Raw genomic sequence first — 13,410 nt, forward strand, 5'->3', positions numbered from 1 at the left:
AACCTGGAGTATGTCCCGAACAGATGAAATCAGCAAAAATCCCTCTTCCACCAAGGGGGAGAGGGAACGGAGAGGCACTTCAGCATCTACAATGCAAAATCTATATTCAAATGTATTTTAAATCTGCTTTTTATCCGACTGATTCAGCATTTTGGCTACTTTTCTCATAATTCTGGACACTTTCATCTGACTGATGTCTTCCATATCAGCCGTTTGTGTCTGGTTAAATCCATCTACACGGTGCTTCAATACCGCTGCCTCTTGCTCACTTAATTTACGTTTCACTGATTCGAGCACAGCATCAACATACATTTTATCCAAAATATCTTCTTCAATATTTTCTCCACTATAGATCGTATCCATCAAAGTAACGGATTGAGGATGCTGATCATCTGCTCCCACAGGTTCATCCAGATATTTGACACCCTTGCCTATCTGGAGCGCCTTGTTCACTTTTTCTTCTTCTTCATCGAGCAAAATAGCAATTTCATGTGCTGCTGGAAGATACCCCATATCATGCTCCAGACGATTAATCCGATGAATTAATTCAGTGGCTGTGCGTGTCGGACGAATGATATTGGCGCTATCCCTCAGAAAACAACGAATTTCTCTGACGATAGCGGTAACTGCAAATGAACTGAATTTTACACCACGAGAGGTATCAAAAGCTTTGACAGCTTTCAAAAATCCCAAACGACCCAGCTGAAGAATGTCATCCTTTTCGACACAATGATTTTTAGTTAATATTTCGGGCTTGCCTATGTATTTATGAACGGAGTGCCAGATTAAGTTTTCATTAACGACGACGCAATCTCCAAGAAAGTGTTCGTCGGCTTGACAGCGTTCAATATTATGTATTTCGTCCATACTGTAATATTTCTTATTTCTTTCAAGATTACTATGAATATGTTCAGCATATTTCCCCATGTGGATCTCCCTATTACAAATCTATAAATTTAAAATTCACTATCTTTTCAGCTTTTTATATGGATTAGCTATCTAGGCTCCTCAAGCAGCTTTTTCATTTTTGAATAGTGCTTATTAACCTGATTATAATACCAACTGCGTGCTTTACCCCGGTCCACATTACCTTCACCCTGATTGTAAGCTATGGTAGCCTTTCGAAGATTACCGTTGTATTTATTCATCAGGTATTGCATGTAACGCAAGCCGGTTTTAATGTTCGTTTCCGGCTCATATAATGCGCTCTTGCTGACTCCAAGCCATTTGGCTGTACTCGGTATAATTTGGAGCAAACCAATTGCCCCGTCAGAAGATACACTGTTTTCAATCATACGACTCTCTTGCCACATCATAGCGATTATCCATAATGGTTCTATTTTAGAATCTTTCGTATACTGATCTATCCAATTCACATAACGCTTCAAATCAGCTTCGCTGATCGTTTTCTCATGATGTGCTTTTATGTATTCTTGTATCATCTGAAGGAGATCTGACTGTGTATCTTTTACAGCTCCTATATCTGAAGAACGATTAGAATGATTGGTATTCTTATTCTCTGCGACGTTAACCATATTCAGTGGCTTTGCTTGTATTTGTTGGTTTAACTTGTCTGGCATCGGTTGCTGGTATCGTTCAACCATGCTTAGCATTTTTACGTTTTCCTCGGTCGGCGGCTGATCCTGCCATATCATATAACATATTAATAAGCCCCATACACTAATAACTCTGTTCCAACTAAGCAAAGGAAGGTCCACCTCCTTTCTGAACACTACAGGATAGTGTTAATTGCATGTGTTGCATTACCTCTCTGCATTTTGTTCACTTGGTTGATAAACAATGATGGCGGTATATCGAAACTCATTAGTGCCTGGATGAATACCAGTGCTCATTTCAACCCCGGCTACAAACATCAACGGGTAAGTGTTTAACCATGTATTCATTAACTGTTCCAGATCAGTCGATGTAGCGGACTCAAACAGCTTTACAGCCAAATCTGAAGCATAGTTGTTTACATGCATGTCATGTCATCCAGTTTGGTAAGTCCGACTGCGTCTGCATCATCTGATAAAGGTAATTCTCTTGCTTCTCCATTATTGTCTGCAACCAATGCCTCTTCTTCCTTCTTCTCTTCAATGAGCTTGTTAAATTCTTCTTTGCTTAATTCAAGTATTTCCAGTTCAAATGCAGTTGTAAGAATATAACCCATACCATCGGTTAAATGAACATTATAGAACGTTTGTGGTTGTTCACTAAACTCTCCTTCTTCATAGTTGAAGCCAATGACGGCTTTTTCATAGCCGGCTACAATGCCTGCAAACCAAACATTAGCTTTGGTCGTTGCTCCAGTAGGTGTTTGAACCTCGTGAATATTCGTAGGTGCATGAACGTACTTGCCAATCATACTTGCCACAATATCTTCAGTTAATGGTTCTGATTTTGCTTTAATCATCTGTGTCATGAGTACATTCCTCTCTTATCTTATTGGCGGTTCTGTGGATTATAAGCTCTATACGTGGTATTTCTAACAAGGTTAAGGGCGGAACTAGTGACTGAGACTGAATCTGAATCTAGCTCTGACTGATCAGCTTATAATGTGTCTGCATATGCTCAACGGCGATATTCAATTCTTGTATTTGATGCGAAATAAACGATTCCATTAATGGTTCACATGCTTGAATTCCCACACCCAGAATGAATTTTTGTTGTTTAAATGCTTGATGCATCAAAACCACATCAGTACAAGAGAATCCAGGCCGCTGAAGATTAACCAGGATAACATCCGCCTGATCGACCATCTTATCGATAATTAAGGCATGCTCCCGGCCACTCAAGCCTGAAGAAGCTGAAGTATCAGGAATTGCCCAAGCAATATCGGGAATATTTACAACGTCTTCCATCTGAAAACCCAATACAATAACACTAAGCATGCTCTATCACTCCAATCTTTGCACAATGATAAGTCCTCTATACGAATAAAAAAACACCCTGTTAAGGGTGCTGCTTGCTCATTTGAAATATATGTAAGTGTTCAATCTAAGGTTATCATTCCGTAACGCTATAATATCTAGGCTATAAATTGCCACTATGTAATTAAAGTGCTTCGTATTTGACCCGGATGCCCTTCCATATTTGTGATATTCTTGCCTTGGATACCCCCATGATTGCTGCAATTTCTACAAATTCATAGCCTGACGTTCGAAGTTTGAAAATTTCTTTTTCCCGATCATTCATGCCCATATTTTCCATGATATCGGTAAGAAACTCAAAGTTCTCATAAGCAAATCCGGTATGCCCCAGCACCAAGGACATATCTCCCCCATCACCTTCATCCCCGCCATGATCCGTAGTTATAATCTGTGCTGCATTAACAACACTGAGGTTTTTCTCAGATGTACATTTACGATACATATCCTTGATTTTATTATCAATTAAATGATCTACAAATGTTGACATTTTCGCTTTATCCGCATCATACTTCTCTAACGAATTCACCAGTTTGATCAAAATTTCTTGAGTGACATCTTCTTTCTCCATTCCAGCGAACGTTTTCCCTCGCAGCTTGTGACGACATTTCTCCTGTGCTTTGTTCAGGAACATATCAATATCTCCGATTTCAAATAAAGCATCAAAACCCATAGCAGTTGTAGCTGACATTATATTTTCTCCTCCAGTAACAAAATAATGATCAGGATATAAACTCATTTTTAAATTTTCCTTTGGCAACCTAAAAAAGATCATTTCTACTTCTTCTAAACATATGTAGTTATTTGGATTCCTTAAAGCCAGGCTATATCTACTTGCATACACCTTTGTTTGATCCGCCTCCCTCTTCCATTAGATTACATTAAGGATATCAAATACGAACTAATGTTCGCAACCTATTTTTAACTTGTTCATCTCTCTGTCTCTTTTACACTCTATATACGAAATATGACGTGTATGGTAAAGAGCTTTAAAATAAAACTAAAAAGACCAACACAGAGCGCACCACTGGAAAATACCAAAATGGTGGAATGTGTCGGTCTTGGTCTGACTTCATATTTCGTTCCAATTACCGAGAGTATGGTCTTCGTAGCATAAAATGAATATAGGCTTCATCAAGATTATTAATCTATCCAATCGCCATAAGGGTAGTATAAGGAAATATGTAGGATAATGTCAACAAAAAAATGGTTCCCTAGTACCTGACAGTGGTTATTTGAGCAACCTTGTAGTTCTCAAGGCATGTTTATCTCATCGTTTTTCAGCAAAACCTCAATATCCTTATTCATTTTGAAAACCGTCACTTGCTCCGTAAACTCATGACCAAAGAAGGTCGTTTCAACATCCTCAATGTTCAATCCCATATGAATATAGGAAAAGACAGGATTGAAATTTTCCTTCATCATGAGTGCAAGCTTCAATTTATAATCAGCAAAAACTTGGCTTTCATGTGAATGCATATGCTCCAGCATGAAGGCCTCAGGCTTGGTGAATTTTGCTGTAAACTTTAAGACGATAAAATGATTCATGATGGAAACCCTGGTGTCTACCGGCCCGCGTTCTGTAATGTTTTTTCTAACTCTTGATGCCACTTTTGCGAGCTCTCTTTCCAAGTCCTTTATCTCAATGTTTCCATCCCCCCCTTGCCTCAACTCCCGGCCTTGTCCTGCCCCGAATACATGAATTCAACCTAATTTAATCAAAAGTCGTTATACAAGACAAGTTTCCTGCGAATCATAGAGCCATAGACCGCTCATCTTTAGATGAAAAAGGAATAGACCCCAGATCCAGGCTGAGTCCTATCCCTTCTAAATATGATTATTGTGTTATACGTCTCCTGAATCTTCCAGTTTCAATAAACTGAATGCTACCAGATGGAGAGCAGCCTGAGGACCATATTCCTGTTCAATCTGTTCGAAAGCTTCTTCCGTTGCTCCCACCAGATCCTCTTTATCCGAAATCATTTCGGTGGTCACAATCTGCTCTTTATTCAGTGCAAAGGTCAGTCTGTACAGCATCTGCTTCTACCTCCCTGGAGGTCAGTTCAATATTCCGAATATCCGTCAAATCAATGACATGTACCATTTTTGTGGTATCTTCAAGCGTAATCGACTTTCCTTCATTTTTATGTTTAGTAAACAGTCGGCGATATTCCTGCTTTACTTCGTCTGCGGTTAATGGAATTTCGCGAATGACCTTATCCGAATCCTTTTCTTTCTGCTGCAATCTTGGATTATCCTCAATCCACATAATCGTTTTCTTTTTCCCACTGCCTTTAAAATAGAAGTGTGCCGTCAGTTCAATATTCATTTTGTAATTCCTCCTCTTCACTAATCTCTCTATACGAAACGATGCGAACAAGGTTAACGAAAAAAGGATAGCCTAGACTATCCTTGATATTTTTTCACAGCTATGCGATTGCCAAATGAGTCGTACACATACCTATAATTCGTCTGAATCGGCGTAGCTCCCATAGAGGTTATTGACTTGGCAATCATTCTGCCCTCAGCATCATATTCATAGATAACATCAAGCAGCCCGGCTAACGGAACAAACGCCTTTCCATCGAATCGGTAAACCTCGCCCACAGAGATAACCATAAATGAATCGTTCTCTGAATAATGATCTATGGATGGCGGCAAAGCCCAGAGCGGCTCCCGAACTGACTGCTCCGTGTAGTTGTCCGTAACCACCTGTCTAATAATTCTACCCTGCTCATCAAAAGCAAAATAGGTAACAACGTCTGTATAATTCATTGCATCGCTATAAATTTCCCACGGGTCTATCGAGCGAAGTTTGTTACGCTCTGCCTTGGTCATGCTCACATGTGTCTCACCATCAACGATGATATCGGCACTGTGGGTGTCTGGATGTATGTAGTGATTGGCGTTAGCTTCTATAGTTAACAATTTATTACGCTCTTCTCGGGTCATAACCACATGAATCTTACCATCGGTCAACATATCAGCATCATGCGAGTCTGGATGAGTATAAATTACTGTTTTGGTTCCGTTCAGATTAATGGCTCCATTATCTTTATGACTGGATAATCGATCTCCACCAATCTTGACATAGGTGAGCCCATTGTATGTGTATATCGTTGGTTCATTTTGGTTTACGGTGTCTTGTTGTACCATGTATATTCGCCCAGTATCACCTTCGGTTGGAAGCTCAGACTTTAATCTGACCGAAACTACATTACCGATAGAAAGGGCATCCATTCTGCTATCCAAAGTAACATAAGAATCTCTGGCTTCTCTGACTTCACGCTCTACTTTTGCTGCTTTGCTGTACGAAACAATATCCACGGGATTCCTCCTTTCTACCTTGTCGTCAAACCAGTGACCTCTATATCGAAATGCGACACATCTGTTCCCAGATTTTTCAACGACAGGTGAAGTGTTGAGGTTTCGTCTATATCTACGTATGGAAGATCAATCATGTCATAGATACCCTCTATGAAATTTCCCGTAGAGTATTGAGCATTGTTAAAATAAAGGACATCGGGGCTCGGTCCAGCACTGTTCAAAACCTGGACTTCTACATTCGTTTCCCTGGTTGGAACGACCCTGATCGTTTTAATCATAAATCGCGGGTGTTCCATAGGGATATGGATAAAAGCCTCTGCTCCTCCATCAACTTGCTCTACTCTTTGTACAAATGATACAGGTAGCAGCACTTTTCTCATCTCCTCCATTAGCTCCCAGCTTCGATTCAAGTTCCTTCCCTCCTAACAGGAATATGTGTATCCGGATAACGGCGCGGACGCAGATGCTTCATTGATCCGATCCCGCTACCATCATAGGACCAATCCCCCCATGTTTTGCCCTGCAATGCCACTTGCCTAACAGGTATTTTGACTTTAATGCACCAGTCCATGCCTGGATCATTCTGCTTCACTTTTACACCTTTTATCGCATTTCTAATTACGCCTGTACCACTCGATTTAGTCGGTATTCTTTCGAGTAATATTTTGTTATTCTCGATAGCGCTTCCCGTCACTGTTCTCATGCCGTGTGCATACTGATCAGAAACGTATCCAATTAACGGGTCCTCATGTGTGTCCATCACTCTCCATGTGCCCCACCGATAGTTATCTGAGGATATAGCTTTGGTGAACAGATTGCCTACAGAAGTTATGATCTCTTTGCCCTCATAAGCCGATGGAGCAGATTCCAGATCGTAACCGTTCTGGTACAAGTCCTCTGACTTACTTAGTGTGAATAGAGTACCACTTGCGGCAGGACCTGCGATTTTCCCCTCAAGCACACTCATGTCCATTCACCGCCTAATCCATTAGAACTGAAACAGTGGCACCTGATAAGAAACTTTGACCACCAATAGACAGAGAATATACTTTATAGGTTTTAGTCCCTACCTTTATCTCATCCCCATGCGATACTCCCGCTGAAGGAACAGTAAAAATATCAATAAGCTCGCCCCTAGGACCTTCAACACCATTACACATAATCACTGGAGCCATATGATAGAGTGAACCCCAACCCGGGTTGACCGGCAGCATTACAGAATATGCATCATAGATGTTGTTCACCATTCGTTTATCTTTATCTCTTAACGTCTGTATGCCATTGTCACCGTTATAACTTAGCCCTACCCCTAGACTGGAGGAATCACTTTCTGCTGCATAACGATTCAGAATACCAAAATATCCAAGATTAGAAATACCAGTAACCGAGTTCACATCCCCCTGCAAATAGATAATGATACGATTCGGTTGCACTGAGACGTGATAATCAATTAAGAGATTTGTATCCACGACACTGGTATGACATAGAAAATCCTTTTTAATCTCTGATTTCCCAGCTGGAACACTGCCATCTGCTGCCATAACATCCTCTAACACGCTGACAGACAATTTATTACCTGTCGTTTCTTTCGTATTTCCAACTTCAAGTCTAAAGAATAACTTATCTGAACCGCTTGTTCCAACGGATTTCAAAATGATTGCACTAGCCCTTTCATAGTAAACAGACCACGGTGAGCCCGTAATCGTTTTAAAGCCTTGAACAATATTTGCAAATAACTCATTCATTTTTACCTTGCCCGCAAAATTCGCCATTTGTCTCAACACCTCCTATATTTGAAAAAGCAATGCTCTCTGTCCTCCACCAAGCAGCTTGGCGCCATGGAAAAACTTAGGTCTCCCATAGACCGGTACCTGGTTCGTATTGTAATAATATCGACCGGTATCTGCATTGGGGTAGTCCTGATCCATAACATGGAATACATAATATTTCCCGTCTTGTCCCAAATCGAGAATAGATCCGTCCGGGTGCTGCACACTGTTTTTAAATACAATAGAACGTATGCCTTTGAGTTCTCCTCTTGCACCCTCTAATGGATGATAGACCATAAACGGCGTGACATAATACCTGGAACCAACACCTGGAGAAGGAATAGATTCTGTGCCAAAATTGTAAAGTGTGTATTCTGTACCATTCCGCGAGGCCATCACTACACCTCTTGGTGTATCATATTGATCGGCAGCGTTGTTATCTGAATAGGCAAAAGGCATATGTGGGAATACACCGTAAAATTTACTCGCAATAGCCGGATCCTCCTTTTCTATCGCTTCGCATTTGCCCAGGAAAATCCGAACGGGATACGCTCTTTCAGGATAATTCAAGCTCTCCCCATGAATGAACACCATATCCTCATTTGTAATGACGGACCACTTGTAATTCACGTTGTACTGACCATTGTGGCACATGAAGGGCGTTTCCAATAAAAATTTATCGATATCCGCAGGAGGATTTATAAATAGATCAGGCAAAGCAACACTGCCCCCTTGATTTTTCAGTCCCCAACGAATATTCACACCTCTGGCGTGAGCCACTACACACATCGTAAACCGCATATACGAACTTTTCGTATTCGTTAATAGAACGTTTCCCCAATTCGCATAAGTCGTTTCGGCTGTATATAAAGTTTCCCAATACGGATCCAGTGCATTTTTAAGTGTGCTGGCTAGTGTCGTCGCAAAAACGCTCAAGGTGCAAGTAAACTCGTATCTTCTGATCATCGTCATCGATCACACCTCCTTCTCTATTTCGAATAGCAGCACTCTTTGCCCACCACCGAGAAGAAGGGGAGAATCAAAGAAGTAAGGTTGGCCAGCGTATGCCGTACCATTCGTTGCATAGAATTGCTGATTAGCAGCAGGATGTGCTTGATTCAATGCATGAAAAATATAATATCTTTCATCTCCCAGATCTAATATCGACCCATCGGGATATTTGCTGGCATCACGGAGAACTGCAGTTCGTATACCGTGAAATTCCCCTCTTGCCCCCTCTGTCTCATGCCATACGTAAAATGGTGAGATAAAGAATCGGCCACCCACACCTGGTGAAGGAACCTGCGAACTTGTGGCAAAATGATATAACGCATTAGGTGTCCCATTTCGAGACGAACGCATGTATCCTCGTCCTGTCCGGAACTTTAACTCATCATCATTGTCAATCATGCCATGGGGAAAGTGTGAAAAAATCCCTACACTATCATCTGCAATCAACGGATCTTCTTCTTCAAATGCCTTAATCTTTCCTAAATACATTCGGAAGGGATAGGCCACATTCAGGTTGGTCTGAGGTTCACCGTAGATAAAGATATAATTCTCGGAGATAAACAAATTCCATTTCCAATAGACATTTACTGCTGTATGTACGCGTTGATAGTCTCCAGAATAAACAGAATTATAGTCCATAGTGTGAAATGGGACTTCAGATATTGCACCAAGTTCCTTGTACAAATCAGGTATTATTGTTACTCCATTATTTTTTAGCCCTGTTCTTAAAACATAATTTTTTGAATATGCTCCCCGACTATTATCAGATGCATAAGTATAACTAGATGAATTCATAGAAATTGTGAAAAACAAATTAGAATCTCTTAAGTTTTTCGCGGTGATAGTTCCTTGATTAGCTATGCTGTTCAATCCAGTATTCCAAGATTTGGGCTGAGCATATGTATTAGTTGTACTATAAGTCCATTCCCAATGGATATCTCCATACAAATCCTGTGTTACTGTATCATAGAATGTCTTGATAAACGTCGAACAATAGGAGTAAAACTCGTAACGACGCAAAGCGCCCAAAAGTATATTTTCAGCCATACCCAGTCCCCCTATGCACCAAATCTCATTCTCATATCATTTAAAATATGTTCCTTGATTGCCGAGAGTAGAATAGCTTTGGTCATCTCACTTCTCTCAACTAATTCATGATTTATCTCTTTTTTTTCCTCGTTGCCTAAGAATGTATCAACTGCTTGATCAGTCTCTGCGATTTCCTGAATCTCATGTAATCCTTTTAATGAAGGCAAAAACTTATGCGCAACACTATCAAAAAGAATATGGCTTTCAAAAGCAAAAATCAGAGTCTCGATCTCTTCCGTGCTAAATGGCTCTTCATGATTACCCACTAACTTATCCATAATGGCATGAAGTGCAAATTTTACATCCTGCACTGTTCTCGTCATATTAGATCACAACCTTTCTGATTTTTACATGTTTAATATTACCGCTGCCGTCATACTCAAAAATTTTCTGGACACCCTGACCGTCATAGATCACCGTCTCAGTTTTCACTGTGCCGTCGGCATTATAAGTAAAAAGGTTTTTTTTCAACAGCTGCGGTGTTTCTTCGGCAGTGAATATTTCCTCCGACTCGACATCCCCATTCGGAAAATAACGATACACAACATCCAACTCTAGCCCTGTGCCTTCCAAAAAAGTTAGTCTTCGCCGCAGATCGGTATCATCAAACGTTGCGCCTCCTTGAAGTACATAATAATCAGCACCATTGTTAACTTCACGAAGTACTTTTCCGGCAACATCCCGTTGATATTCAATCGTTTTAACCTGCCCGCTACTTTCAGTAATTTCTTGCTTTTCAAGGAGACCCTCTGGAGTATAAAAGTGCTCAATTTTTCGATTGATCCCTCCATGAATCTGCTCCAGGTGTACCTTTCCGTCCGGATAATAAGTGTAGTCTGTTGTCGATGTCGTATTAATAATAGAACCTCTGCTAATGACAGTGACCCTTGCTTCCTTAGGCACATCGAAAGTAAATCGAATCACTGTATCACTGTACTCAATGTAGTCGTCTCCCACATCCATACGGATACCATCCAGAAAAACTTCGGTTGAATTCGCACCGATCACATATCGGGGAATCTGAAAATCTCTAACCATCGACAACCTGCTGTTAGGAGAAGAAGTGTAATGGAAAACAGATTGATGTTCTATCGTTCCGCGACTCTCAGCGAGTTCAAGACGACTTTGCATGTTATCCAGCCGATCCTTCAGAGCATCATAAACGACTCCGTTTTTATCTTGGCGTGATTGATTGACCTCTTCCGAAAACTTCTCCAGCTTTGGTTTCATTTCGTTAATTTCAGTTTCATGTTTAGCCACATCGGAAACCTGATCAGCAACAGTCGTTTCAAGTTCTGACACTCGCCCTCCAAGCTCAGAAATATCCTGCTCGACCGAACCTTTGGTTAAAAAGTACCTGAAATCAAGAGTAGTAAGAGAGGTTGTAGGCGAAAGACCAATATCAAGCCCGCCGATAATAATCGCATCCAGAGGTTCCTTCTGATCTGTGCTATGCGAGAATGTTCCATTTTCATGCAAAAAAATATAATACGTTGTGTTCTCTGAAATATCGGAGATTATATAAGTTTGCGAGAACTGATCTACAATAATTTTGTTAATACTGGCTCGCCCTGCATGAATGGTTACCTGTACACTATTGCTGCTACTAAGATAAACCGGATGAGATACACTCAGATCCTGAATAGATTGCTTGCCAGATAATTCAACTGAATTCTCCAAGGTATCTAAACGATCATGGAGAGAAGCCTCTACTCCCCGGGCCTCATCTATCTCTGTTTCAACCAGAGTTAATCTCTTCTCCTGATCCTTGTGATACTGGGCAAGTATGTTAATATCTGATCTTGCCATGAGAACATCCTGTTGAGCATCCTCCAGCCTTGTAGCATGGGATTTAACCTGGATTTCAACATCATGCAAACGCTGATCATGATTCGTTATCATCAACTGGTTCTCATTCGCAGATTTTTCTATAACACTAATTCGCTCGCCAATATCTACTGCTGAGCCTCTGGCTTTATCTAATTCTGCAAGATAAGAGTCAATCTCATCATGAGTTCGAATCCCAATATCCACTAACTCCTTATGGCTCTTCGCAGATGATGTACGAGACTGGTTAATCCTTACTGACATTTGACCACCTCCATTCTTGCCTTATTGTATCTATACGTTATTCAATAATGAAAATTAAACATATGTTGAGTACATCTGAAGGGAAAATTTAACCTGGGAAGTATATCTGTCCTGGGATTCTTCACGTTCCATCCGCAACCAAAACGAATATAACTCTCCCGGTAAAATCTTAAACGCAGTTACAGAATAGCTGAATGCTCCAGGCATTCCATCGACATCGGGTGCAATCTGTACCTTGTCCATCCCATTCGTAAGCTTAAACGTTACGTCTCTAAACTCTCCAGAGGCCATCGGGTTTCTCGCATACATCCGCACTTCCTGTACTCTGGAACCCCCTGTTGTTAAATAACCAAGAAAACGATCGGTGTTGGGATACAGAAGCACATCAAATTCTTCACCCGTTTCCGCGTTAATTTCCTTATAATACATGTCTGGTGTAACCTCAAATAACATTAGATCACCCTTGTAAAGCTTCATGGAACCCTGTGCCAGATATTGATTTCCGTCGACGAGTTTAACTCTGAAACTGCCATCAAAGGGATAAGGATAAGTATCCATATTAAACTGTACTTCCGTCGCACTGGATCGACATACTCTGCTTTCCAATACAATACCATTCGAATCAAGTAACTCCACTTGGGTACCACTGGTCAAATTATCCAAATACACCGATGTGCTTCTATTAATTCGAACCTGTTCCACAATCATGGGATGGTCACCTTCACCTTTTAAGTAAAGACCAATCTTGGGAGCACCTGCTAGCTCGACAGAACCTATGATATGCCATACTAGACCATCATCTGACCAGTATGCAGAATAATAGTTATACTCTCGCATTAAGCGAATCCAGGGATAGCTCTTCAAGAGCGGTGTTGGTAGAGATGTATCCAAAAATTCTTCAATCTCCATGAAATTATGCTCATCGATGAAAACAACAACACCACCGTAGCAGCCTTCCGTTTCGGGGTTATAATTGTTTTTGACATCCATTACAAATTGTTTTAATACAGTCAATGGCTTGTAAAACATATATATCGGATCACTACCATGTTTAAGTGTTAGATGACCCTGCCCCGTTTCGTATCGACTGTCATCGCCAGGTAACACTTCCCAGTTCGCATCCAGACTATGACTTGTAAAAGAATCTTCGTATATTTTTCCAGATTCCTTTAGTCTCGCGACTCCCATGCTTATCC

The 13,410-nt window shown here is 40.8% G+C and carries 18 protein-coding genes; all 18 read right to left on the reverse strand.

Annotated elements, in window-relative coordinates; all coding sequences use genetic code 11:
* Positions 1-117: 117 nt before the first annotated feature.
* The 18 genes from ACQSGY_RS11545 to ACQSGY_RS11630 all read right to left on the reverse strand — a co-directional run bounded on the left by ACQSGY_RS11545 (position 118) and on the right by ACQSGY_RS11630 (position 13,402).
* Positions 118-867 carry a sigma-70 family RNA polymerase sigma factor gene (locus tag ACQSGY_RS11545; RefSeq protein WP_427051984.1) on the reverse strand — a complete coding sequence of 250 codons (750 nt, stop codon included), beginning with the start codon at positions 865-867 and terminating at the stop codon, positions 118-120.
* 128 nt (positions 868-995) lie between these two features.
* Positions 996-1,706: a lytic transglycosylase domain-containing protein gene (locus tag ACQSGY_RS11550; protein WP_427051985.1), complete on the reverse strand. Its 711-nt coding sequence runs from the start codon at positions 1,704-1,706 to the stop codon at positions 996-998.
* A gap of 57 nt (positions 1,707-1,763) precedes the next feature.
* Complete coding sequence (locus ACQSGY_RS11555; protein WP_427051986.1) at positions 1,764-1,982, reverse strand: hypothetical protein; 219 nt, start codon at positions 1,980-1,982, stop codon at positions 1,764-1,766.
* The gene (locus ACQSGY_RS11560) at positions 1,973-2,422 is read right to left on the reverse strand and encodes a hypothetical protein (protein WP_427051987.1); all 450 of its coding nucleotides are present in this window, start codon (positions 2,420-2,422) and stop codon (positions 1,973-1,975) included. Before ACQSGY_RS11560 ends, ACQSGY_RS11555 begins: the two co-directional genes overlap by 10 nt.
* Before the next feature lie 109 nt (positions 2,423-2,531).
* Complete coding sequence (locus ACQSGY_RS11565) at positions 2,532-2,861, reverse strand: hypothetical protein (RefSeq protein ID WP_427051988.1); 330 nt, start codon at positions 2,859-2,861, stop codon at positions 2,532-2,534.
* Positions 2,862-3,054: 193 nt separating this feature from the next.
* On the reverse strand, positions 3,055-3,771 hold the full coding sequence (locus ACQSGY_RS11570) for a sigma-70 family RNA polymerase sigma factor (protein WP_427051989.1): 717 nt from the start codon (positions 3,769-3,771) through the stop codon (positions 3,055-3,057).
* Between the two features lie 410 nt (positions 3,772-4,181).
* A complete protein-coding gene (locus tag ACQSGY_RS11575) occupies positions 4,182-4,559 on the reverse strand; it encodes a Na-translocating system protein MpsC family protein (protein ID WP_427051990.1) in 378 nt (125 codons plus the stop codon).
* A gap of 213 nt (positions 4,560-4,772) precedes the next feature.
* On the reverse strand, positions 4,773-4,964 hold the full coding sequence (locus ACQSGY_RS11580; protein ID WP_427051991.1) for a hypothetical protein: 192 nt from the start codon (positions 4,962-4,964) through the stop codon (positions 4,773-4,775).
* Positions 4,933-5,256, reverse strand: coding sequence for a hypothetical protein (locus tag ACQSGY_RS11585; protein WP_427051992.1), 324 nt, complete (start codon positions 5,254-5,256; stop codon positions 4,933-4,935). Before ACQSGY_RS11585 ends, ACQSGY_RS11580 begins: the two co-directional genes overlap by 32 nt.
* Positions 5,257-5,333: 77 nt before the next feature.
* Positions 5,334-6,254, reverse strand: coding sequence for a hypothetical protein (locus ACQSGY_RS11590; RefSeq protein ID WP_427051993.1), 921 nt, complete (start codon positions 6,252-6,254; stop codon positions 5,334-5,336).
* A gap of 14 nt (positions 6,255-6,268) precedes the next feature.
* On the reverse strand, positions 6,269-6,664 hold the full coding sequence (locus ACQSGY_RS11595; RefSeq protein ID WP_427051994.1) for a hypothetical protein: 396 nt from the start codon (positions 6,662-6,664) through the stop codon (positions 6,269-6,271).
* Positions 6,661-7,221 (reverse strand): hypothetical protein, encoded by a 561-nt coding sequence (locus tag ACQSGY_RS11600; protein WP_110894426.1) that lies wholly within the window; start codon positions 7,219-7,221, stop codon positions 6,661-6,663. The genes ACQSGY_RS11595 and ACQSGY_RS11600 overlap by 4 nt, the downstream gene beginning before the upstream one ends.
* A gap of 13 nt (positions 7,222-7,234) precedes the next feature.
* Entirely contained in the window at positions 7,235-8,026 is a 792-nt protein-coding gene (locus ACQSGY_RS11605; RefSeq protein WP_427051995.1) for a hypothetical protein, read from the reverse strand.
* Between the two features lie 15 nt (positions 8,027-8,041).
* Positions 8,042-8,995, reverse strand: a complete 954-nt coding sequence (locus ACQSGY_RS11610; protein ID WP_427051996.1) for a hypothetical protein — start codon at positions 8,993-8,995, stop codon at positions 8,042-8,044.
* A 3-nt stretch (positions 8,996-8,998) separates the two neighbouring features.
* On the reverse strand, positions 8,999-10,081 hold the full coding sequence (locus ACQSGY_RS11615; RefSeq protein ID WP_110894431.1) for a hypothetical protein: 1,083 nt from the start codon (positions 10,079-10,081) through the stop codon (positions 8,999-9,001).
* A gap of 11 nt (positions 10,082-10,092) precedes the next feature.
* The gene (locus ACQSGY_RS11620) at positions 10,093-10,401 is read right to left on the reverse strand and encodes a hypothetical protein (RefSeq protein WP_427051997.1); all 309 of its coding nucleotides are present in this window, start codon (positions 10,399-10,401) and stop codon (positions 10,093-10,095) included.
* A 46-nt stretch (positions 10,402-10,447) separates the two neighbouring features.
* A complete protein-coding gene (locus ACQSGY_RS11625; RefSeq protein WP_427051998.1) occupies positions 10,448-12,214 on the reverse strand; it encodes a hypothetical protein in 1,767 nt (588 codons plus the stop codon).
* Between the two features lie 54 nt (positions 12,215-12,268).
* Positions 12,269-13,402, reverse strand: coding sequence for a hypothetical protein (locus tag ACQSGY_RS11630; RefSeq protein ID WP_427051999.1), 1,134 nt, complete (start codon positions 13,400-13,402; stop codon positions 12,269-12,271).
* Positions 13,403-13,410 lie beyond the last annotated feature (8 nt).

Source organism: Paenibacillus sp. TC-CSREp1 (genome assembly GCF_050171015.1).
In the GTDB taxonomy this organism is placed as follows: domain Bacteria; phylum Bacillota; class Bacilli; order Paenibacillales; family Paenibacillaceae; genus Paenibacillus; species Paenibacillus silvae.

Bases quoted from the DNA above. Each gene is read 5' to 3' on its own strand.
- ACQSGY_RS11545 (WP_427051984.1), bottom strand. From the start codon at position 867: ATGGACGAAATACATAATATTGAACGCTGTCAAGCCGACGAACACTTT.
- ACQSGY_RS11555 (WP_427051986.1), bottom strand. From the start codon at position 1,982: ATGCATGTAAACAACTATGCTTCAGATTTGGCTGTAAAGCTGTTTGAG.
- ACQSGY_RS11560 (WP_427051987.1), bottom strand. From the start codon at position 2,422: ATGACACAGATGATTAAAGCAAAATCAGAACCATTAACTGAAGATATT.
- ACQSGY_RS11565 (WP_427051988.1), bottom strand. From the start codon at position 2,861: ATGGAAGACGTTGTAAATATTCCCGATATTGCTTGGGCAATTCCTGAT.
- ACQSGY_RS11580 (WP_427051991.1), bottom strand. From the start codon at position 4,964: ATGCTGTACAGACTGACCTTTGCACTGAATAAAGAGCAGATTGTGACC.
- ACQSGY_RS11585 (WP_427051992.1), bottom strand. From the start codon at position 5,256: ATGAATATTGAACTGACGGCACACTTCTATTTTAAAGGCAGTGGGAAA.
- ACQSGY_RS11600 (WP_110894426.1), bottom strand. From the start codon at position 7,221: ATGAGTGTGCTTGAGGGGAAAATCGCAGGTCCTGCCGCAAGTGGTACT.
- ACQSGY_RS11605 (WP_427051995.1), bottom strand. From the start codon at position 8,026: ATGGCGAATTTTGCGGGCAAGGTAAAAATGAATGAGTTATTTGCAAAT.
- ACQSGY_RS11610 (WP_427051996.1), bottom strand. From the start codon at position 8,995: ATGACGATGATCAGAAGATACGAGTTTACTTGCACCTTGAGCGTTTTT.
- ACQSGY_RS11615 (WP_110894431.1), bottom strand. From the start codon at position 10,081: ATGGCTGAAAATATACTTTTGGGCGCTTTGCGTCGTTACGAGTTTTAC.
- ACQSGY_RS11620 (WP_427051997.1), bottom strand. From the start codon at position 10,401: ATGGATAAGTTAGTGGGTAATCATGAAGAGCCATTTAGCACGGAAGAG.
- ACQSGY_RS11625 (WP_427051998.1), bottom strand. From the start codon at position 12,214: ATGTCAGTAAGGATTAACCAGTCTCGTACATCATCTGCGAAGAGCCAT.
- ACQSGY_RS11630 (WP_427051999.1), bottom strand. From the start codon at position 13,402: ATGGGAGTCGCGAGACTAAAGGAATCTGGAAAAATATACGAAGATTCT.